Genomic DNA, 20,728 nt, shown 5'->3' on the forward strand with positions numbered 1-20,728 from the left:
GATATATTATATGAAAACATATTGTTTTGCACCTCCATCATGATTGACGACGCCACGACCCTGGACCTGCCCGCCATGCGCGCCCATGCGGGCGAAGCCGTGACCATGCTCAAGCTGCTGGGCAACGAAGACCGGCTCATGCTGCTGTGCCAGCTGACCGAAGGCGAGCGCACCGTGGGTGAGCTGGAGCAGCTCACCGGCATCGGCCAGCCCACGCTGTCGCAGCAGTTGGGCGTATTGCGCCGCGACGGGCTGGTGCAAACCCGCCGTGAAGGCAAATTCATCTGGTACCAACTGGCGGACGACCGCGCACTGCAGCTGATGCAGGCCATCCATCGCCTTTTCTGCAAGCAAGGAGCTTGATCCCATGACCATCCTCTGGAATTCGTTCACCCCCTGGTCATCGCTGGCCGGCGGCATGCTGATCGGCCTGGCCGCGGCGCTGCTGATCGTGCTGCTGGGGCGCATCGCCGGCATCAGCGGCATCGTGGGCGCGCTGCTGCAGCGCAGCAGCTGGGCCAGCGTTGCCAACTGGGGCTGGCGTGCGGCCTTCGTGATCGGCATGGTGGCGGCGCCATTGGTCTGGCAGCTCATCGCCCCCCTGCCCCCCATGGAGATGCCCAGCAACCCGCTGGTCATCGTGCTGGCCGGCCTGCTGGTCGGCTTTGGCACCCGGCTGGGGTCGGGCTGTACCAGTGGGCACGGCGTGTGCGGACTCTCGCGCCTGTCGCTGCGCTCCCTGGCCGCCACCCTGACCTTCATCGGTGCCGGCGCCGCCACGGTGTTCGTGGTGCGTCACGTGCTGGCCTGACCCCATCTCAAGGAGAAACACCATGGCTTCTGCTATCGCATCACTGCTCGCCGGCCTGATCTTCGGACTGGGCCTGATCCTGTCGGGCATGGGCAATCCCGCAAAAGTACAGAACTTCCTGGACTTCTTCGGCGCCTGGGACCCTTCGCTCGCCTTCGTCATGGGGGGCGCCATTCTTGTGGGCCTGGTGGCGTTCACCTGGGCCCGCAAGCGCAAGACCTCGCTGCTGGGAGACCCCATGCAGCTGCCCTCCTCCACCGCGGTGGACAGACGCCTGCTGACCGGCGCGGCGCTGTTCGGCATTGGCTGGGGCCTGGCGGGGTTCTGCCCCGGCCCGGCCGTGATGAACCTAGGGACGCTGCGCGGCGAGGTCTGGCTGTTCGTGGCCGCCATGCTGGCGGGGATGCAGCTGCAACACTTCTGGGATCGCCGCACGCGCTCCTGAAAAAATAGCTGGCAGCGCTTGTCATTGGCTGAATTCATTGCAATAACGCGTTGAAAACCAATACCAGCAAGCGCTATAAGCTCCTTAATTCATAGCGATGCACATGGACTCCCTGCTGTTTCTCCTCACCGCCGCACTGCCGTTGCTGTACCTTGTGCGGCACTGGGCGTGGGCACCTTCCGCCACACGCGCCCATACACGGTTGCGGCAGGAATGGTTTAGCGCCATTGCGCAGCACAAGGGCACCGAAGTGCTGGGGGTCCAGACGCTACGCAACTCGCTCATGTCCTGCACCATGACGGCGACCACCGCCACCCTGGCCTTCATGGGCGGGCTCACGCTCACCCAGGGCCACTGGCCGTCGCAGTGGTGGCACCACGGTTTTCCACCGTTGGGCACCGTCCAGGGGTTGGCCTTCTGGAACGCGTTCGCCGTGCTGGTGCTGTTGGCACTGGCATTTCTGACCTCGATGCTGGCGGCGCGCAACTACCACCACGCCGGCTTCGTGGCGGGCATGCCCGTGGAGTCTGCGGCGCGCCGGTCATGGCAGACCCTGGGCGAGCGCAGTCTGATGCGCGCGGGCCTGTACTACAGCCAGTCGCTGCGCCTCATGATCTGGGCGGTGCCGCTGGCGCTGTTCTACATCCACAGCCTGCTGGGCGCCGCCACTGCGGTGGCGCTGTTCCTGTCGATGTGGGGCTGGCTGGACGTGGACCGCTGATGCCCTATTTGCCGCCGCCCAGGCGGTCCATCAAGCCGCCGCGAGAGCTGTCGGGGTTGGCCACCTGGCCGCTGGCAGACTCCACGGCAGTGACAAAGTAGCTCATCGCCTCGACGGCCTTGCTGCGCTCCTCACCGCTGTTGAGCGTCTCATCCACGCTGCGCCCATCGGCGGTGTGAACCCGCACCCAGCTACGCGGCGTATAGGCGATCTGGTCCACCAGCCGCAAGGGCACATCGAACGCCGTGGCGGGGTAGCCCAGCGCAGCGGCCTCGGCGCGCGAACGCGACCGCACGCGCACCGCCTGCCCGCCCCCCAAATGGAAGTCCGCGCCCGTGACCTCCGCCGCCTGATGGGGCAGGCCCACGGTGAGCACCGCCTGCGCCGGCTTCGCCGCGCTCCACGCCGCCGCCAGCACGGGGCACTGGGGCCGGGAGCACGCGGCACTCGCGGGCGCCACCGTCACGGTCTTTTTCCCTTCGGATTCGCCTTGCTGAATCTGCGGCACCAGCGTTTGCTGGCTGGCACAGCCCGCCAACACCAACGCTCCGAACGCACCCGCCCGCCAGAATTTCATGGATTCACTCCCACATAGAAAACCGCATGGTGCCATGCCCGCGGGCGAGATGCGGCAACCCTCGGGATCCTTCATGGGCCCGCTCGCGGAATAAGGCATCCGCGCCGACCGGCTCCGGCGTCGCCATTGCACGCTCTGCGCCAACGCGACGGCACGCGATGCGGCGCGCGGCTTTCACCGAGGCGCGCAGGAGGCGATCCGCCACCACACTGCCGGGCATTACCGCCCCGGCAGGTCCGCTGACGGATTGCACCGCAGCCACCATGGCCGGGCTTACCACCAGTGCCCACCCTGCTAGGTCAGGGCCTGGATCGTTTGCTGGCCCGCGCATCACCTGGCAGGCAACGCACTGAGGCCCGCCACCCCGCTTCGCGCATGGCCGCAAGCCGGCCGGCCAAGGAGTTGCGGGTCACGATGTGGGGGACGTCGCCTCCCTCATGGCTTTGGCGAGCCCATGGTTGCCGCGGGACTCCAGTCCTTGAATCGCGCCCTCGCGGTCTTGCTCGCCGTGGTGCTGGTTCAGCTTGCGCTTTCCTTCCAGTCGCCCGAGACGGATCTCAATGCCCACGATATGCCGCAGTTGCTCATCCAGATAGTCTGTGGGCGCATCGCCCATCTTCCACGGCTGTGCCTGCCCCGCCTCATGCTGGCGCGTTAGCAAGGCGACCACTCTGCGAACGAATTTCACATCGTCGCGGACATGAATCGTTCCGTGGGCATGGACAACCTCGTAGTTCCAGGTAGGCACGCGCCGATGCGTCTCCTGTTTACCGGGATACCAGTTGGGAGAGATATAACCTTCGACGCCGCGGAAGACGACAAGCACTTGATCGCCGTCGCGTACCTCGCGCCAGATGGGATTGCCACGCGCCACATGCGCCAGCAGCATGTCGCCATCCAGAAAAAATGGAAGGTGGTTGGCCTCCAAACTGGCGGGAGTGTGTGTCACCAGCATGCCCAGCGCGTTCTCGCGGACGATGCGGTGAAGCTCCCCAATCCGGGACTCGGCGAATTGTGCAGGTAGGTACATAAAGCGCGTGGTGGAAAAAGTTGCCGGAAGCCTTTCAAGCCAGGCGCCCGTTTGGCGCCTATCCAAACCCGCTGCGCAAAGGATGGACAGGCCCCCTAAGGCTAGCAGCCTCATCGTCAGCCCTAAGGACTCTCTGCACGAATCCCTGTACGATGTGGCTGAGCGAGCCTGAAGCTCAGACAATAAGCGCATGAAGCAAAGCAGCCTGGGCCTGAGCAACACCACCAAACGCACCCGCAAGCGCGAATTTCTCGATGCCATGGAGCTGGTGGTGCCTTGGGCTGAGCTGGTCTCGCTGATAGAGCCCTACGCACCCGAGAGTGGGCGCCGGGGCCAGCAGCCATTTGCAGTGAGCACGCTGCTGCGCATCCACTTCATGCAGCAGTGGTTCAAACTCAGTGACCCCGCCATGGAAGAAGCCTTGCACGACGTGCCAGCCTTTCGGGACTTTGCAGGCCTGTCCCACTGGGACGCACAGATCCCCAGTGAATCGAGCATCCTGCGCTTTCGTCACATGCTGGAGCGCCACAAGCTGGCCGATCAGATCCTGGCCACCGTGAATGCGCTACTGCAAGCCAAGGGGTTGCAACTCAAGGCAGGCACCGTAGTGGATGCCACGCTGATTGCTGCGCCCAGTTCAACCAAAAACCAAAGTCACGAGCGTGACCCCGAGATGCATCAAAGCAAGAAGGGCAATCAGTGGTACTTCGGTATGAAGGCCCACATTGGGGTGGATGCAGACTCAGGCCTGGTGCATACGGTGCGAGGCACCAGCGGCTGAATCGCCCCGGGTTTTCTAGACACCTCTGAGCCTCAAACCTGAGGCCCAATAGGAGGTGCCATGAGCAAGCAGAGATACCCCGAAGAATTCAAGATCGAAGCGGTCAAGCAGATCACCGAACGAGGCCACAAGGTGGCCGACGTGTCGGCCAGGCTTGGCGTCAGCCAGCACAGTCTGTATCAATGGATCAAAGTCAAGCAGATGTCGCCTGACCAGCGCCAAGCGCAGTGCTCGCAAGCCGACGAGATGCGCCGCCTGAAGGCCGAGCTCAAGCGTGTGACCGAGGAGCGCGACATCTTAAAAAAGGCCGCCTTGGATTCAACCCGTCGCTGCAACACCTTTGGTACAAGGATGCAGCGAGGTAAAAATTCATGGCGAGATTGGGACGTCCCGGACTGTCGGATGCGCAGAGGCGCGAGTTGTGGGAGCGCTGGAAGGCAGGGGATTCCATCAGCGACATCGGTCGTGCGTTGTTCAAGTACCCTGGGTCTGTGCATGGGGTTCTCGCGCTAGGCGGAGGCATCTATAGACCAGCGCGGAAACGGGCAGCCTCGGCGTTGACAGCAGATGATCGTGAGCAGGTCTCTCGCGGCTTGGCGGCGGGGCACTCTTGCAGGCAGATCGCCGCGGAACTTGGTCGTTCGCCTTCAACGATCAGCCGAGAGGTACATCGCAATGGTGGTGCCGCGCGATATCGTGCGGCTGTGGCCGATGAGCGAGCCTGGGAGCAAGCACGCCGCACCAAACCTTGTGCGTTGGCACTGAATCCTGAGCTGACCAGCCTTGTGGCCCAGAAGTTGGCACTTCAGTGGTCTCCACAGCAAATCGCTGGATGGCTGCGACGAGAACACCCGGATACTGCCTGCATGCAGGTGTCGCACGAGACGATCTATCGCAGTCTCTTCGTACAGGCGCGCGGCGTGCTGAAGAAGGAGCTGATGGCGCATCTTCGTACTCGTCGCTCAATGCGGCGAGCGCGAGCAGGCCTGGGCAAGGAGTCTCCTCGTGGGCAGATCACTGACGCCGTATCCATCCACAGCCGTCCCGCGCAGATCGAAGACCGGGCGGTTCCTGGTCATTGGGAAGGTGACTTGGTCACGGGAGCAAAGAATAGCCACATTGCGACGCTGGTGGAGCGTCATTCACGTTTCGCGCTACTGGTCCAGGTCGATGGCAAGGACACGGCCAGCGTGGTGCAGGCTTTGACGCGTGAAGTCAAGCGACTCCCAGGAGGCTTGATGAAATCATTGACCTGGGATCGGGGCATGGAGCTGGCCCTGCACCGAACGTTCTCCATGGCCACTGAAGTCGATGTGTTCTTCTGCGATCCACGAAGCCCGTGGCAGCGAGGAACGAACGAGAACACCAATGGGTTGGTGCGTCAGTACCTTCCCAAGGGTGCGGACCTATCGGTCTACAGCCAGGAAGACCTGGACGCGATCTCCATGCGTTTGAACATGAGGCCTCGAAAAACGCTGGACTATGAAACTCCTGCCAGTAGACTTCAGCGAGCCGTTGCAGCGACGGGTTGAATCCAAGGCAGCGTACTTTGCCAAGCAGTCCGGGTGAAGTACGCATTTATCGAGCGGCATGAACACGAGCACAGCGTGCGCCGCATGTGCAAGATCATGACGGTGCACCCCAGCGGCTACTACGCCTGGAAGGCCGATCCGGTGAGCCCACGCGCCCAGGACGATCAACGGGTGCTGGGCCTGCTCAAGCACGCGTGGTTGGAGAGCGGCGGCGTGTACGGCTACCGCAAGCTCACCCTGGACATGCGCGATCTAGGCGAGTCCTGCGGCAAGCACCGCGTGGCCCGATTGCTCAAACTCGAAGGACTGCGCTCGCAGACCGGCTACCGCCGTCGCCCTGGCATGCGTGGTGGCAAGCCCGCGGTCGTCGCGCCCAACCACCTGCAGCGCCAGTTCTCCGTGGCGCAGCCCAATCAATCCTGGGTGACCGACATCACCTACATCCGCACCCATGAGGGCTGGCTGTACCTGGCCGTGGTGGTCGATCTGTTCTCGCGTCAGGTGGTCGGCTGGTCAATGGGTAGCCGCATCGATACCGGGCTGGCGCTCGATGCGCTGGTGATGGCCTTGTGGCGTCGTCGACCCGAGCAGCCAGTCACAGTGCATTCGGATCAAGGCAGTCAATTCACTGGGCATGACTGGCAGGACTTCCTACGCGACCACAAGCTGATCTGCAGCATGAGCCGTCGCGGCAACTGCCACGACAACGCCGTGACCGAGGGTGTGCAGAATTTTGTGTAAACGGACAATCCACCGCCGGCGTAAGCCGGCCTGTCCGTAAGCACAATGAACACCAAGAAACACGACGTACCCGAAGAACTGCTGTCTGGCCTGCTGGCCAGCTACAAGAAGCCCGAAGACCTCATCGGCGAGAACGGCCTGCTCAAGCAGTTGACCAAGCTGCTGGTGGAGCGAGCCCTAGACGCCGAACTGACCGAGCATCTGGGCCACGAACGCAACGAAGCGGTAGCCAACACCACTGGCAACACCCGCAATGGCAAGAGCAAGAAGACCCTCAAGGGCGATTTCGGCGAGTTGCCCATCGAGGTGCCACGTGACCGCCATGGCAGCTTCGAGCCCCAGCTCATCCCCAAGCACCAGACCCGCTGGGCCGGCTTCGACGACAAAATCATCTCGCTGTACGCCCGCGGCATGACGGTGCGCGAGATACAGGCCCACCTGGAGGAGATGTACGGCACCGAGGTCTCGCCCAGCCTGATTTCCTCGGTGACCGACGCCGTGGCCGATGAGGTCAAGACCTGGCAAGCCCGCCCGCTCGATGCAATCTACCCCATCGTCTATCTGGACTGCATCCATGTGAAGGTGCGCGAGGGCGCGGTGCGGGTCAAGGCGGTGTACCTGGCCATCGGCATCACCATGACGGGCGACAAGGAGGTGCTGGGCCTGTGGCTGGCCCAGACCGAGGGCGCCAAGTTCTGGCTGCAGGTGGTCACCGAGTTGCGCAACCGGGGCGTGCAGGACATCTTCATCGCCTGCGTCGATGGGCTCAAGGGCTTCCCTGACGCCATCGAGGCAGTCTTCCCCAAGGCGGTGGTGCAACTGTGCATCGTTCACATGGTGCGTCACAGCCTGAACTACGTCTCATGGAAGCGCCGCAAGGAAGTGGCGGCCGACCTGCGCCGTATCTACACGGCCGCCACCGCCGAGGAGGCCGAACTGATGCTCGCAGAGTTCGAGGCCCGATGGGATGCCGAGTACCTGCCCATCGGCCAGTCCTGGCGCAGGAACTGGAGCCGCTTGACCCCGTTCTTTGACTACCCGCCGGAAATCCGCAAGGTCATCTACACCACCAATGCCATCGAGTCGGTGAACATGAGCCTGAGGAAGCTGACCAAGAACCGGGGCTCGTTCCCCAGCGACGAGGCGCTGACCAAGCTGTTCTACCTGGCGCTGCGCAACATCAGCCAGAAGTGGACCATGCCCATCCGGGATTGGAAGGCCGCGCTGACCCGCTTTACCATTCAGTTCGGAGACCGCATCTCCGTCAATTGAAGTCCGACCCGTTTACACAAAAATTCGGACACGCCCCCGTGACCGAGAGCTTCTTCCAGTTGCTCAAGCGCGAACGCATCCGCCGCCAGATCTATCCGACCCGCGATGACGCGAGAGCCGATGTCTTCAACTACATCGAGATGTTCTACAACCCTAAGCGCCGCCATGGCACTGCCGGAGATACTTCGCCGGTAGAGTTCGAGAGACGCCATTCCCAACGGCTCAAAAGTGTCTAGGGAATCCGGGGCGATTCAGACATGAGGAATTTCGTCGGACAGTGACCGGCAAAGCTCCTGTGTGTTGATGCTCAAGCTCCGAACAGCCTCTGGAAGCGCCATCCATTGCGCATATGCCTCTCTGTATGCAGGGTTACGTCGAAGAAATTCCCAAGCCCATTGCCGGGATGACTTCGGACCCACTTGCTCTTTGTCTGCTTGCACCGTACTCATCTTTCCCTCCCCAGTTGAAAGTCCATGGACGTAATCAGGTGGTCTGGATCGTGACAAAACAGGGCCCAGATGCAAGCCCTCCGTGTCACAGCTATGTCACAGTTGGGGGGAAATTTCAACACTATTCGGCATCAATCTGGGATGCTAAAATTGATTCGTCTCGAGTGAAGACAGCACTGAGCATCAATCGGCAATACTCCGCGCCAGAGTTCGTAATGAGAAGGTCGCGTGTTCGATTCATGTCTCCGGCACCACAATCAAAGCCCCTGATTCGCAAGAGTCAGGGGCTTTTGCTTTGGCGGAATGCATGGGAAGTCCGCCGCTCTCGGGAGCTTTGAACCATCCGTTGCGGCTTCTCTGCCATTCACCCTCCGCAGCGCAAAGCCGACTTAAAGACCCCTTCGACCTCTAGCGAGCATCCAGCAAGCGCTGACCGCTATATTTTTTGCATCGCCGACAATCCAGAGTTCCTGAATCCGGACCCTGCCATGCTCCTTGCGACGCACTTCGCACTGTTGGCCCTCCGACGCTGGGCCTGGCTACTGGCCGTAGCTGCTTGTGTAGTAGCAGCAAACGCGCAGCCGGCTGCTGCCCTGGAGTCGCCCTCCTCCGCGGACCCGGCAGCGCCCTCGCCCACGCTGGCGCAGCATTACCACCCGGGCGTGGTGGTCGCGGACTATTGGGTGAGCGAAAAATACGACGGTGTGCGCGCCCTCTGGACCGGTCAGCAACTGATCAGCCGGCAGGGCCTGCCCATCCGGGCGCCAGCGTGGTTCACCGCCGGCTGGCCGCCGGTACCGATGGATGGCGAACTGTGGGCCGGCCGCGGCCAGTTTGCCGCCGCGCAGGCGACCGTGGCGCAGGCCACGCCCGACGATGCCCGGTGGCGCGCGCTGCGATACATGGTGTTCGACCTGCCGCGAGCGCCGGGCGGTTTCGGCGAGCGCCTGCCCCTGCTGCGCCGCACCGTGGCCCATCTGGGCCAGCCGTGGGTCCAGCCTGCCGCGCAATGGAGGGTGTCCAGCCACACGGAACTGATGGGGCAGCTGCACCGGCTGGAGAAGGCCGGCGCCGAGGGACTGATGCTGCGCCGAGACGACGCGCCCTACCGTGGCGGGCGCAGCGACGATCTGCTCAAGCTCAAGACCTTCGAGGACGCGGAAGCCGTGGTGGTAGGGCACGTGCCCGGACGCGGCAAATACGCGGGCAAGACCGGCGCGCTGCTGGTGGCGCTGCCCGACGGCCGGCGCCTGCGCTTGGGCAGCGGCCTGCCGGATGCGGTGCGGCGCAATCCACCGCCGGTGGGCACCGTGGTGACCTACCGCTTCAACGGCACCCACGCAAGCGGCTTGCCGCGGTTTGCGCGCTTCTGGCGAGTGCGCGCCGACGCGCCCTCTGCGGCCAACGCAGCCGCTGCCGGCGGGCAGGCCAATCTGGAGCCCGCCCCAGCAAGAAACAGAGGCAAATGAGGTCCTAGCGCATACCCAGCAAGCGCTGGCAGCTATCAAAACAAAAGCAAAAGTGGCGGTCGCCCGCCCCTTTTCAGCCCGCCCCTCCTGCGAGAGGCGCTGCCGGCACTTCAGATGGTGCGGCCAAACGGGCCGTCGCTGCCCACCTGCACCAGCGACTCAGGGTCGTTGGCGCGGGGCTTGCGGCTGCCGCCCGTGCCCTGCGTCACGCAGTCGGCGTAATAACGCACGTTGCCGTTGTCGTCCTCGATCTCCACCAGGCCGTGGATGTCGGTCTCAAACCCCGGGCAGAGCTTGGAGAACTCGCGCGAGAACTTGAGGTAGTCCACGATCTTCTTGTTGAACACCTCGCCGGGAATCAGCAGCGGAATGCCCGGCGGGTACGGCGTGATCAGGCTGGTGGTGATGCGGCCTTCCAGCTGGTCGATCTCCACGCGCTCGGTCTTGCGCTGCGCGATGTGGGCATAGGCGTCGCTGGGCTTCATGGCCGGCGTGAGGTCCGAGAGGTACATCTCGGTCGTCAGGCGGGCGATGTCGTACTTGGCGTACAGCTGGTGCACATGCTGGCAGAGATCCTTCAGGCCCATGCGCTCGTAGCGCTTGTGCTGCTGGCAGAACTCGGGAAGGATGCGCCACATGGGCTGGTTCTTCTCGTAGTCGTCCTTGAACTGCTGCAGCGCGGCCAGCAGCGTATTCCAGCGGCCCTTGGTGATGCCGATGGTGAACATGATGAAGAACGAGTACAGGCCCGTCTTCTCCACCACCACGCCGTGCTCGGACAGGTATTTGGTGACGATGCTGGCCGGAATGCCGGTCTTGTCGAACTTGCCGTCCAGGTTCAGGCCGGGCGTGACGATGGTGGACTTGATCGGGTCCAGCATGTTGAAGCCGTCGGCCAGCGCGCCGAAGCCATGCCACTTGCTCGGGCCGTTCTTCTTGCCCTTGGCGTCGCCGCGGATGATCCAGTCGTCTGCACGGCCGACACCCTCGTCGGCGAGCTTGTCGGGGCCCCAGACCTTGAACCACCAGTCGTCCTTGCCGAACTCGTCCTCCACCTTGCGCATGGCGCGGCGAAAGTCCAGGGCTTCGACCAGGCTTTCCTCCACCAGGGCGGTGCCGCCGGGCGGCTCCATCATGGCCGCAGCCACGTCGCAGCTGGCGATGATGCTGTACTGCGGGCTGGTCGAGGTGTGCATCAGGTACGCCTCGTTGAACAGGTGACGGTCCAGCTTGGTCGTTTGACTGTCCTGCACCAGCACATGGCTGGCCTGGCTGATGCCGGCCAGCAGCTTGTGGATGGACTGCGTGGCGTACACCACCGACTGCTTGGGCCGCGCGCGTTTTTTTCCCATGGCGTGGTAACTGCCGTAGAACGGGTGGAAGGCCGCGTGGGGCAGCCAGGCCTCGTCGAAGTGCAGGTTCTCGACGTAGCCGTCGAGCATGCCCTTGATGGTCTCGGTGTTGTAGAGCACACCGTCGTAGGTCGACTGCGTGAGGGTCAGCACGCGCGGCTTGACCTTCTTGGCGTCCACGCCCTTGAGCAGCGGGTTGGCCTTGATCTTCGCCTGGATGGTCGCGGGCTCGAATTCGCTTTGCGGAATGGGCCCGATGATGCCGAAGTGGTTGCGCGTGGGTTTCAGGAACACGGGGATCGCCCCGGTCATGATGATGCTGTGCAGGATGGACTTGTGGCAGTTGCGGTCCACCACCACCACGTCGCCCGGTGCCACGGTGTGGTGCCACACCATCTTGTTGGAGGTGGACGTGCCGTTGGTCACGAAGAAGCAGTGGTCGGCGTTGAAGATGCGCGCGGCGTTGCGCTCGCTCTCGCCGATGGCGCCGTTGTGGTCCAGCAGCTGGCCCAGTTCTTCCACGGCATTGCAGACGTCCGCGCGCAGCATGTTCTCACCATAGAACTGGTGGTACATCTGGCCCACGGGGCTCTTGAGGAACGCCACGCCGCCCGAGTGGCCCGGGCAGTGCCAGCTGTAGGAGCCGTCTTCCGCGTAATCCAGCAGCGCCTTGAAGAATGGCGGCTGCACGCCCTCCAGGTAGCTCTTGGCCTCGCGGATGATGTGCTTGGCCACGAACTCGGGCGTGTCCTCGAACATGTGGATGAAGCCGTGCAGCTCGCGCAGGATGTCGTTGGGCAGGTGGCGCGCGGTCTTGGTCTCGCCGTGCACGTAGATCGGCACGTCGGCGTTCTTGCGGCGTACCTCTTCGATGAAGGCGCGCAGGCTGTGCACGATGGGATCCTGGCCCGTGCCCAGCGTGAATTCCTCGTCGTCGATCGACAGGATGAACGCGCTGGCGCGGCTTTGCTGCTGGGCGAACTGCGACAGGTCGCCGTAGCTGGTCACGCCCAGGACCTCGAACCCTTCCGCCTCGATGGCCTGCGCCAGCGCCCGGATCCCCAGGCCGGAGGTGTTCTCTGAACGATAGTCCTCGTCGATGATGACGATGGGAAAGCGAAATTTCATGCGCTGCCTCCGATGACCGGGCCAAAAAAACGAAAGAGGCGCGCAGTGTAAGGAATATGCGTGCTATCCCTATGAACACCGCAGCATTTCGCCCAGAATCCATCGACCTGGAAACAACACCGCGCCGCCCGCCGGCGCGCACCCGACAGAGAGGGAAGGAGAAAACACATGAATCTGGACGCATCCACGCTCTGGTGGCTCATGGCCGGGGTGGCCGTGGTGGCCGAGCTGCTCACCGGCACCTTTTACCTGCTGATGCTGGCCGTGGGCCTGGCGGCCGGCGCACTCGCGGCCCACGCGGGCCTGGGCAACACGGCGCAGATCCTGGTGAGCGCACTGGTCGGGGCCGGCACCGTGCTGGGGGCCTACGTCAAGCGCCGCAGCCGGCCGGGCGAGCCATCCGCGCGGGCCGACCGCAGCGTGAACCTGGACGTGGGCGAGACGGTGTTCATCGACGCTTGGCAGCCCGACGGCACGGCCGTCGTGAAGTACCGCGGCGCGAGCTGGACCGCCATCCACCGCCCGGGCATCACGCCCGCCACTGGCCCGCACCGCGTGGCCGAACTGGTGGGCAACCGCCTGCTGGTGGATCCGCTGTAGTCATCCAGAACCGGGAGCGGCCTCGCTACCATCCGCCATGCCCTTCACCGCCGCACGCGGCACAGAAAGAAAAACCTCATGGAAATCGCCATCATCCTCTTCGTCATCGCGGTGATCTTCATCGCGCGCGCCGTCAAGATCGTGCCGCAGCAGCATGCCTGGGTGAAGGAGCGCCTGGGCAAGTACGCCGGCACGCTCACGCCGGGGCCGAAGTTCATCATCCCCTTCGTCGACCGCATCGCCTACAAGCACAGCCTGAAGGAAATCCCCCTGGACGTGCCCAGCCAGGTCTGCATCACCAAGGACAACACCCAACTGCAGGTGGACGGCATCCTGTACTTCCAGGTGACCGACCCCATGCGCGCCAGCTACGGTTCGTCCAACTACATCACCGCCATCTCGCAGCTGGCCCAGACCACGCTGCGCAGCGTGATCGGCAAGCTGGAGCTGGACAAAACGTTCGAAGAGCGCGACATGATCAACGCCCAGGTGGTGCAGGCCATCGACGAAGCGGCGCTGAACTGGGGCGTGAAGGTGCTGCGCTACGAGATCAAGGACCTGACGCCGCCCGCCGAGATCCTGCGCGCCATGCAGGCCCAGATCACCGCCGAGCGTGAAAAGCGCGCATTGATTGCCGCTTCGGAAGGCCGCCGCCAGGAACAGATCAACATCGCCACCGGCGAGCGTGAGGCCTTCATCGCCCGCTCCGAAGGTGAAAAGCAAGCCGCCATCAACAACGCCCAGGGCGAGGCCGCCGCCATCACCGCCGTGGCCGACGCCACCGCCCAGGCCATCGAGCGCATTGCCGCCGCCATCCGCCAGCCGGGCGGCGAGCAGGCCGTGCAGCTCAAGGTCGCCGAAAAGGCCGTGGAGGCGTATGGCAAGGTGGCCGCGGACGCCACCACCACGCTCATCGTGCCGAGCAACATGACCGAGGTATCCGCACTCGTCAGCTCGGCCATGAAGATGATCCAGACGCAGCAGCGCAGCTGACCCAACGCTTTCGCTCTTTTTCTTATAGCTACAAGCGCTCACCCCACAAGCGCTGGAGCCACTTTTTGCTTAGAACTTCGCATGAATTCCCCCGTAGCCCCCTTCTTCACGGCCCGCGTGGGCGACGACGGCACCCAGTGCGATGCCTGGCCCGAGCAGCCGCTGCTGCTGTCGCTGGAGCAAGGCGGTATCGACTGGCCCAGCTCCTGCCGCAACGGCACCTGCCGCACCTGCATCGGCGTGCTGGCGGAGGGCGAGGTGCGCTACGCCATCGACTGGCCGGGCCTGACGGCAGAAGAAAAGGCCGAGGGCTGCGTGCTGCCCTGCGTGGCCTATCCCGTGAGCGACGTGAAGCTGGAGGCCCCCGCCATCTGAGCCCCTGTGCCGCGCTCCGCGCACCGGTACGGTTGAGGCAGCGCAACCTGCGGCCCGCTTGCCCCCACCTGCGGCAGACTTACCGCGGCGGCGCGCGGACAACGGCCCGGCGGCGCGACTAGAATTGGCCGCTTCGGGACCGCGCGTCCCTCCTCCGTGCGGCAGGGGCCGCATCGCCGTTCTTTGGGGGCACGCCCGTTGCCCGCCCGCCGGGGAACGCACACCGCCCCGGCCCGCATGGCCCATCCGAAAGCCCTGCATGACCACCCCCCTCACGCCCGCGCCCATCTCGCCCGTCCAGGACATCGTGGCCGAGTTGCGCGCCGGCCGCATCGTGATCCTCGTCGATGAAGAAGACCGCGAGAACGAAGGCGACCTCGTGATCGCCGCGGACCATGTCACGCCCGAGGCCATCAACTTCATGGCGCGCTTCGGCCGCGGCCTGATCTGCCTGACCCTCACGCGCGAACGCTGCGAGCGCCTGCGCCTGCCGCCCATGGTGGCGCGCAACGGCACCAAGATGGGCACCGCCTTCACCGTCTCCATCGAGGCGGCCGAGGGCGTGACCACCGGCATCAGCGCCGCCGACCGCGCGCGCACCGTGCAGGCCGCCGTGGCCGCCAACGCCCAGGCTGCCGACCTGGTGCAGCCCGGCCACATCTTCCCGCTGCAGGCGGTGGATGGCGGCGTGCTCATGCGCGCCGGCCACACCGAGGCCGGCTGCGACCTGGCCGCCATGGCCGGCTGCAGCCCCTCCGCCGTGATCTGCGAGGTGATGAAGGACGACGGCACCATGGCCCGCCTGCCGGACCTGCAGCTGTTCGCGGCCGAGCACGGCATCAAGATCGGCACGATCGCCGACCTGATCGAATACCGCAGCCGCACCGAGTCGCTGGTGCACAAGGTGGCTTCGCGCCAGATCACCACGGCGTTCGGCGAGTTCACCATGCACGCCTTCCGCGACGAGCCGAGCCAGGCCGTGCACCTGGCCCTGGTCAAGGGCCAGTGGGACGCCGCAGAGAGCGTGCCCGTGCGCGTGCACGAGCCCTTGTCGGTGCTGGACCTGCTGGAAGTGGGCCGCGGCATGCACTCGTGGAGCCTGGACGCCAGCCTGCAATACATCCACCACCATGGCCAGGGCGTGGCGGTGCTGCTGAACTGCGGCGAGAGTGCCGAGCAGCTGCTGGAGCAGTTCGAAGGCACGGCCCGCGCCTCCCATGCGCCCGAGCGCGGTCGCATGGACCTGCGCACCTACGGCGTGGGCGCGCAGATCCTGCGCGAAGTGGGCGTGGCCAAGATGCAGCTCATGGGCCAGCCGCGCCGCATGCCCAGCATGGTGGGCTACGGACTCGAAATCACCGGCTACATCCCCAAGGAATAAGACATGTTTGGCGCAGACAAAGGAACCGCGGACAAGCTCGATGGCAAGAAGCTGCACATCGGCATCGTGCAGGCCCGCTTCAACGAGAGCATCACCAACACCCTCGCCGCGGCCTGCCGTGCAGAGCTGCTGCGCCTGGGCGTGCAGGAAAAGCACATCCGCCACGTGCTGGTGCCCGGCGCGCTGGAAGTGCCCGTGGCGCTGCAGGCCCTGGCCGAGCGCGACGAGTACGACGCGCTGATCGCGCTGGGCTGCATCATCCGCGGCGAGACCTACCACTTCGAGCTGGTGGCCAACGAATCCGGCGCGGGCGTGACCCGCCTGGCCCTGGACTACCAGGTACCGATCGCCAACGCCATCATCACCACCGAAAACCTGGAACAGGCCCTCGCCCGCCAGACCGAAAAGGGCGTGGACGCGGCCCGCGTGGCCGTGGAAATGGCCAACTTGCTGGAGGAGCTGTCGTGACCGATTCCGCCAACCCCACGCCATCCGCGCGGCCGCCGCGCCAGCCGCGCACCGGCACCACCGGCACCGGCGCGCGCAAGGCCGGCTCCAAGTCGGGCCGTAGCCGCGCGCGCGAATTCGCCCTGCAGGCGCTCTACCAGCACCTGGTAGGAGGCAACGATGCCACAGCCATCGACGTGTTCACGCGCGACCTGTCGGGCTTTCACAAGGCCGACGCGGCGCACTACGACGCGCTCCTGCACGGCTGCATCACCACCGCCCAGTACATGGACGAGCTGATCGCGCCCCAGCTGGACCGCAAGATGAGCGAGATCTCGCCCATCGAGCATGCGGTGATGTGGATCGGCGTATACGAATTCCAACATTGCCAGGACGTGCCCTGGCGCGTGGTCATCAACGAGTGCATCGAGCTGGCCAAGGAGTTCGGCGGCACCGACGGCCACAAGTACGTCAACGGCGTGCTCAACGGCCTGGCGCCGCAATTGCGCGCCGCCGAGGTCGCGGCCGACAAGGCCGCCGCCCGCGGCTGAAGGCCCCGCCCTCTTGCGCCGCTTCGCATTGTTCGTTCCCTCAGCGCACCCGCCGCTGGCCTCAGCCGGCGGGTGCCTGCATGCTGCACCGTCATGAAGTTTTCCACCCGCGCCGAGCGCATCGAACCCTTTTACGTGATGGAAGTGGCCAAGGCCGCCCAGGCCCTGGCGCGCGAGGTCGCCGGCACCCGCGAGCCGATGATCTTCCTGAACATCGGCGAGCCCGACTTCACCGCGCCCCCGCTGGTGGTGGAGGCGGCCGACCGCGCGGTGCGCAGCGGCGTCACGCAGTACACCAACGCCCTGGGCCTGGAGGCGCTGCGCGAGCGCATCAGCGGCTGGTATGCCGAGCGCTTTGGCGTGGATGTGCCGGCGCGGCGCATCGTGGTCACGGCCGGCGCATCGGCCGCGCTGCAGCTGGCCTGCCTGGCGCTGATCGACGCGGGCGACGAGGTCCTGATGCCCGACCCCAGCTACCCCTGCAACCGCCACTTCGTGAGCGCGGCGGAAGGCAAAGCGGTGCTGATCCCCACCACGGCCGAGGAGCGCTTCCAGCTCAGCGCCGCCAAGGTCGAGGCGGCCTGGGGTACCAAGACACGTGGCGTGCTGCTGGCATCGCCCTCCAACCCCACGGGCACCTCGATTGCGCCAGACGAACTGCGCCGCATCCACGATGTGGTGCGCGGCAAGGGTGGGCTCACGATCATCGACGAGATCTACCTCGGCCTGTCCTATGACGACGCCTTCGGCCAGACGGCGCTGGCGCTGGGCGAGGACATCATCAGCATCAACAGCTTCAGCAAGTACTTCAACATGACCGGCTGGCGCCTGGGCTGGATGGTGGTGCCCGAGGCCATGGTGCCCGTGGTGGAGCGTCTGGCGCAGAACCTGTTCATCTGCGCCAGCACGGTGTCGCAGCATGCGGCGCTGGCCTGCTTCGAGCCGGACAGCATCGCCGAGTACGAACGCCGCCGCGCAGAGTTCAAGGCGCGGCGAGACTACTTCATCCCCGCACTCGATGCACTGGGCCTCACGGTGCCGGTGCAGCCCGATGGCGCCTTCTACGCCTGGGCCGACTGCACGCAGGCTGCCGAGCGCCTGGGCGTCGCCGGCAGCTGGGACTTCGCCTACGAGCTGATGCGCCGTGCCCACCTGGCCATCACGCCGGGGCGCGACTTCGGCACGGTCGACACCCAACGCTTCGTGCGCTTTTCCACGGCCAACTCCATGGCGCAGTTGCAGGAAGCGGTGGCGCGCCTGCAGCGCCTGATCGGCTGACCCCTCCAGGCGTGCCAGCATGGCTTTCGAGTGGCCCGTTCGCATTTACTGGGAAGACACCGATGCCGGCGGCATCGTGTTCTATGCCAACTATCTCAAGTTCTTCGAGCGCGCGCGCACCGAGTGGCTGCGCTCGCGGGACCTGGGCCAGCAACGATTGCGGGAACTCACGGGCGGCATGTTTGTCGTAACCGACGCACGCCTGCGCTACCTGCGCCCCGCCCGCCTGGACGATGAACTGATTGTTACCGCCAGCCTGCGCGAAGGGGGCCGCGCTTCGCTCACAATCGAGCAGCAGGCGCTCTTGAAACCAGAGCAGATGATCCCCGACTCTCCCCCCGCACTGCTGTGCGAAGGCACCATCCGCATTGGCTGGGTGGATGCCGCCACCATGCGCCCTGCACGCATTCCGGGGTCCCTTTTGGAACGACTCTCCTCATCATGAATTCCCAAGACATGTCCATCTTGAGCCTGGTGCTCAATGCCAGCTGGGTGGTGCAGCTGGTGATGCTGCTGCTGCTCGCGGTTTCCGTGGCCAGCTGGGCCGCCATCTTCCGCAAGCTGTTCGCACTCAAGCGCGTGAAGGCCCTGAACGAAGACTTCGAGCGCGACTTCTGGTCGGGCACCAGCCTGAATGACCTGTACGCCAGCGCCACGCACAACGCCAAGAGCGCGGGCCCGATGGAGCGCATCTTCGCCAGCGGCATGCGCGAATACCAAAAGCTGCGGGAACGCCGCATCAGCGACCCCGGCACACTGCTGGACGGCGCGCGCCGCGCCATGCGCGCGAGCTTCCAGCGCGAGATGGACGTGATCGAGTCCAGCCTCTCGTTCCTCGGCTCGGTGGCCTCGGTGTCGCCCTATGTGGGCCTGTTCGGCACCGTGTGGGGGATCATGCACGCCTTTACCGGTTTCGCCGGCATGGAGCAGGTAACGCTCGCCACGGTGGCGCCCGGCATCGCCGAAGCGCTGGTGGCCACCGCCATCGGCCTGTTCGCCGCCATTCCCGCCGTGATTGCGTACAACCGCTTCGCACGCGACATCGACCGCGTGGCGACGCACCAGGAGACCTTCATCGAGGAGTTCTCCAACATCCTGCAGCGCAACCTGGGCGCACACCCCGCGTCCCCCTCGGGGCATTGAGATGAAGGACATCCCCCTGAGCCGCTGCGCGGCTTCCCCCTTCTCTCGCAGCGCTACGCACTGCGGGAAAGGGGATCGATTGCTCAGCGCGGCGGGACGGCCCTTGCGCGGCGTCTGCTGGCATCGGACACGTCCGTTTTATCCACAGCGCGCACTGCTCAGCGCAATGGAGAACTGAAATGCCTGCCATGGCCTCACGCAGCGGCACCCGCCGCCGCTCCATGAACGAAATCAACATGGTGCCGTTCATCGACGTGATGCTGGTGCTGCTCATCATCTTCATGGTGACCGCGCCCATGCTCACGCCCAGTTCGGTGAACGTGCCTTCCGTGGGCAAAGGCGCCAAGGTGCCCAAGACGCGCGCGGACGTCATCGTCGACAAGGACGGCAGCATCCGCTTCAAGGCCGACGGCAACGAACGCACCGTGCCGCTGCAAAACCTGGGCGCCACCGCCAAGAACTGGCTCAAGGACCAGCCAGAGGACACACCCGTGCTCATCAGCGCCGACAAGAACGTGTCGTACGACGCGGTGATGAAGGCCATGTCTGCGCTGCAACAGGCGGGCGTGGCACGCGTCGCCCTGGCCGTGAAGAGCGGCGGCTGACGAGAACTTTCACACGATCTAATGCACGCCACGAACGACCGCGACCAGTTTGCCCCGCCCCGCCCGCCCGGACGCATGCGGGCCATCGCCCTGGCGGTACTCGCCCATGCCGCGCTGATCGGCGCGCTGACCTGGGGCGTGAACTGGAAGAGCAGTTCCGACCAACCGGCGGTGGAGGCCGAACTCTGGTCTGCCGTCCCCCAGCAAGCGGCGCCGCGCGCCGTGGAGGCGCCGCCACCCCCTGCTCCGTCCCCTACCCCCGCACCTGAGCCCGCGCCCGCACCGCCGCCTCCACCGCCACCACCGCGTCCGGAGCAAGCCGACACGCGCGAGGCCGACATCGCCCTGCAGCAGCAGAAGAAGCGCCTGGAAGAAGAAAAGAAAAAGCGCGAACAGCAACTAGAGCGCGAGAAGCGCGAACAGCAACTAGAGCGCGAGAAGCGCGAACGCGAGCGCAAGGAAGAAGAGCGCCGCGAGCGGCTGGAGCAGGAAAAGAAGGAACGCCTGCTGGCGCAGCAAAAGGCCGAGCGCGAGAAAGCCGAGCGCGAAAAGGCCGAGAAGGAGAAGGCCGCCAAGGCCGAGCAGGACAAACAGAAGAAGCTGGCCGAGGACAAGCGCCGCAAGGCCGAGGAAGCCCGTGAAGCCAAAGAGGCCGAAGCGCGCCGCCAGGAGAACCTGCGCCGCATGCAGGGGCTGGCAGGCGCCACGGGCGGCGAGACCGCCACGGGCACCGCGCAGCGCAGCTCCGGCCCCTCGGGCAGCTACGGTGGCAAGGTGGCCGCCAAGGTACGCCCCAACATCGTCTATCCCGACACCATCTCGGGCAACCCGCGCGCCGAGGTCGAGGTGCGCGCCGCGCCAGACGGCACCATCGTCGGCGCGCGCATCACCCAGTCCAGCGGCAACAAGGCGTGGGACGACGCGGTGATTCGTGCACTGCACCGCACGGAAACCCTGCCGCGCGACGTGGACGGCCGCGTGCCGTCGTCCCTGGTGATCGGCTTCCGCCCGCGCGACTGAAGCAAAAAAGAGAGCTACCTGCGCTTG

At 65.1% G+C, this 20,728-nt stretch carries 22 protein-coding genes and 4 pseudogenes; 22 read left to right on the plus strand and 4 right to left on the minus strand.

Annotated elements, in window-relative coordinates; genetic code table 11:
- Nucleotides 1-39: 39 nt before the first annotated feature.
- The 4 genes from PCQ86_RS13150 (at nt 40) to PCQ86_RS13165 (ending at nt 1,977) form a co-directional block, all read left to right on the plus strand.
- Nucleotides 40-363 (plus strand): ArsR/SmtB family transcription factor, encoded by a 324-nt coding sequence (locus tag PCQ86_RS13150; protein WP_047349308.1) that lies wholly within the window; start codon nt 40-42, stop codon nt 361-363.
- A gap of 4 nt (nt 364-367) precedes the next feature.
- A complete protein-coding gene (locus tag PCQ86_RS13155) occupies nt 368-811 on the plus strand; it encodes a YeeE/YedE family protein (protein ID WP_011805641.1) in 444 nt (147 codons plus the stop codon).
- A gap of 22 nt (nt 812-833) precedes the next feature.
- Nucleotides 834-1,256, plus strand: coding sequence for a YeeE/YedE family protein (locus PCQ86_RS13160; RefSeq protein WP_270173947.1), 423 nt, complete (start codon nt 834-836; stop codon nt 1,254-1,256).
- Between the two features lie 103 nt (nt 1,257-1,359).
- Nucleotides 1,360-1,977 carry a DUF599 family protein gene (locus PCQ86_RS13165; RefSeq protein ID WP_270173948.1) on the plus strand — a complete coding sequence of 206 codons (618 nt, stop codon included), beginning with the start codon at nt 1,360-1,362 and terminating at the stop codon, nt 1,975-1,977.
- A 4-nt stretch (nt 1,978-1,981) separates the two neighbouring features.
- Here the strand turns inward: PCQ86_RS13165 and PCQ86_RS13170 are convergent, their stop codons facing one another.
- Together PCQ86_RS13170 and PCQ86_RS13175 are read right to left on the minus strand one after the other, a co-directional pair.
- The gene (locus PCQ86_RS13170; protein ID WP_015913012.1) at nt 1,982-2,554 is read right to left on the minus strand and encodes a hypothetical protein; all 573 of its coding nucleotides are present in this window, start codon (nt 2,552-2,554) and stop codon (nt 1,982-1,984) included.
- A 409-nt stretch (nt 2,555-2,963) separates the two neighbouring features.
- On the minus strand, nt 2,964-3,584 hold the full coding sequence (locus tag PCQ86_RS13175) for an FMN-binding negative transcriptional regulator (RefSeq protein ID WP_252102544.1): 621 nt from the start codon (nt 3,582-3,584) through the stop codon (nt 2,964-2,966).
- A 190-nt stretch (nt 3,585-3,774) separates the two neighbouring features.
- Here PCQ86_RS13175 and PCQ86_RS13180 point away from each other — a divergent pair.
- From PCQ86_RS13180 to PCQ86_RS13205, 6 genes and pseudogenes are all read left to right on the plus strand, one after another.
- Nucleotides 3,775-4,362: pseudogene (locus PCQ86_RS13180) on the plus strand (IS5 family transposase); the annotation flags it as partial.
- Nucleotides 4,363-4,425: 63 nt separating this feature from the next.
- Nucleotides 4,426-4,671: pseudogene (locus PCQ86_RS13185) on the plus strand (transposase); the annotation flags it as partial.
- Nucleotides 4,672-4,736: 65 nt separating this feature from the next.
- The gene (locus PCQ86_RS13190; RefSeq protein ID WP_011804657.1) at nt 4,737-5,897 is read left to right on the plus strand and encodes an IS30 family transposase; all 1,161 of its coding nucleotides are present in this window, start codon (nt 4,737-4,739) and stop codon (nt 5,895-5,897) included.
- 12 nt (nt 5,898-5,909) lie between these two features.
- Nucleotides 5,910-6,617 (plus strand): annotated as a pseudogene (locus PCQ86_RS13195) (IS3 family transposase); the annotation flags it as partial.
- 66 nt (nt 6,618-6,683) lie between these two features.
- The gene (locus tag PCQ86_RS13200) at nt 6,684-7,910 is read left to right on the plus strand and encodes an IS256 family transposase (protein ID WP_270173949.1); all 1,227 of its coding nucleotides are present in this window, start codon (nt 6,684-6,686) and stop codon (nt 7,908-7,910) included.
- Nucleotides 7,911-7,948: 38 nt separating this feature from the next.
- A pseudogene (locus PCQ86_RS13205) lies at nt 7,949-8,146 on the plus strand (IS3 family transposase); the annotation flags it as partial.
- A 15-nt stretch (nt 8,147-8,161) separates the two neighbouring features.
- Here PCQ86_RS13205 and PCQ86_RS19875 read toward each other — a convergent pair.
- On the minus strand, nt 8,162-8,359 hold the full coding sequence (locus PCQ86_RS19875) for a transcriptional regulator domain-containing protein (protein WP_442874417.1): 198 nt from the start codon (nt 8,357-8,359) through the stop codon (nt 8,162-8,164).
- Between the two features lie 488 nt (nt 8,360-8,847).
- On the opposite strand from PCQ86_RS19875, the gene PCQ86_RS13210 reads away from it, so the two are divergent.
- Nucleotides 8,848-9,828 (plus strand): DNA ligase, encoded by a 981-nt coding sequence (locus PCQ86_RS13210; RefSeq protein ID WP_270173950.1) that lies wholly within the window; start codon nt 8,848-8,850, stop codon nt 9,826-9,828.
- Between the two features lie 110 nt (nt 9,829-9,938).
- Here PCQ86_RS13210 and PCQ86_RS13215 read toward each other — a convergent pair whose 3' ends face one another.
- Entirely contained in the window at nt 9,939-12,308 is a 2,370-nt protein-coding gene (locus PCQ86_RS13215) for an arginine/lysine/ornithine decarboxylase (RefSeq protein ID WP_270173951.1), read from the minus strand.
- 168 nt (nt 12,309-12,476) lie between these two features.
- Here PCQ86_RS13215 and PCQ86_RS13220 point away from each other — a divergent pair, with 168 nt between their 5' ends.
- The 11 genes from PCQ86_RS13220 (at nt 12,477) to tolA (ending at nt 20,701) form a co-directional block, all read left to right on the plus strand.
- Nucleotides 12,477-12,908 (plus strand): NfeD family protein, encoded by a 432-nt coding sequence (locus PCQ86_RS13220; protein WP_011805919.1) that lies wholly within the window; start codon nt 12,477-12,479, stop codon nt 12,906-12,908.
- A 78-nt stretch (nt 12,909-12,986) separates the two neighbouring features.
- Nucleotides 12,987-13,901 (plus strand): SPFH domain-containing protein, encoded by a 915-nt coding sequence (locus PCQ86_RS13225; RefSeq protein WP_011805920.1) that lies wholly within the window; start codon nt 12,987-12,989, stop codon nt 13,899-13,901.
- A gap of 81 nt (nt 13,902-13,982) precedes the next feature.
- On the plus strand, nt 13,983-14,276 hold the full coding sequence (locus tag PCQ86_RS13230; protein WP_011805921.1) for a 2Fe-2S iron-sulfur cluster-binding protein: 294 nt from the start codon (nt 13,983-13,985) through the stop codon (nt 14,274-14,276).
- A 259-nt stretch (nt 14,277-14,535) separates the two neighbouring features.
- Complete coding sequence (gene ribBA / locus PCQ86_RS13235; protein ID WP_270173952.1) at nt 14,536-15,657, plus strand: bifunctional 3,4-dihydroxy-2-butanone-4-phosphate synthase/GTP cyclohydrolase II; 1,122 nt, start codon at nt 14,536-14,538, stop codon at nt 15,655-15,657.
- Between the two features lie 3 nt (nt 15,658-15,660).
- Nucleotides 15,661-16,125 carry a 6,7-dimethyl-8-ribityllumazine synthase gene (gene ribH, locus PCQ86_RS13240; protein WP_172207267.1) on the plus strand — a complete coding sequence of 155 codons (465 nt, stop codon included), beginning with the start codon at nt 15,661-15,663 and terminating at the stop codon, nt 16,123-16,125.
- Nucleotides 16,122-16,655 (plus strand): transcription antitermination factor NusB, encoded by a 534-nt coding sequence (nusB, locus tag PCQ86_RS13245; protein WP_270173953.1) that lies wholly within the window; start codon nt 16,122-16,124, stop codon nt 16,653-16,655. Before ribH ends, nusB begins: the two co-directional genes overlap by 4 nt.
- A 93-nt stretch (nt 16,656-16,748) precedes the next feature.
- Nucleotides 16,749-17,933 carry a pyridoxal phosphate-dependent aminotransferase gene (locus PCQ86_RS13250; RefSeq protein WP_270173954.1) on the plus strand — a complete coding sequence of 395 codons (1,185 nt, stop codon included), beginning with the start codon at nt 16,749-16,751 and terminating at the stop codon, nt 17,931-17,933.
- A gap of 19 nt (nt 17,934-17,952) precedes the next feature.
- Nucleotides 17,953-18,378 (plus strand): YbgC/FadM family acyl-CoA thioesterase, encoded by a 426-nt coding sequence (locus PCQ86_RS13255; protein WP_011805926.1) that lies wholly within the window; start codon nt 17,953-17,955, stop codon nt 18,376-18,378.
- Nucleotides 18,375-19,076 carry a protein TolQ gene (tolQ, locus tag PCQ86_RS13260; RefSeq protein ID WP_011805927.1) on the plus strand — a complete coding sequence of 234 codons (702 nt, stop codon included), beginning with the start codon at nt 18,375-18,377 and terminating at the stop codon, nt 19,074-19,076. Before PCQ86_RS13255 ends, tolQ begins: the two co-directional genes overlap by 4 nt.
- A gap of 179 nt (nt 19,077-19,255) precedes the next feature.
- Nucleotides 19,256-19,681, plus strand: coding sequence for an ExbD/TolR family protein (locus PCQ86_RS13265; RefSeq protein WP_011805928.1), 426 nt, complete (start codon nt 19,256-19,258; stop codon nt 19,679-19,681).
- A 21-nt stretch (nt 19,682-19,702) separates the two neighbouring features.
- Entirely contained in the window at nt 19,703-20,701 is a 999-nt protein-coding gene (gene tolA / locus PCQ86_RS13270) for a cell envelope integrity protein TolA (RefSeq protein WP_270173955.1), read from the plus strand.
- The last annotated feature ends 27 nt before the right edge of the window (nt 20,702-20,728 follow it).

This window comes from Diaphorobacter sp. ED-3 (assembly GCF_027625375.1).
Classification (GTDB): domain Bacteria; phylum Pseudomonadota; class Gammaproteobacteria; order Burkholderiales; family Burkholderiaceae_C; genus Diaphorobacter; species Diaphorobacter nitroreducens.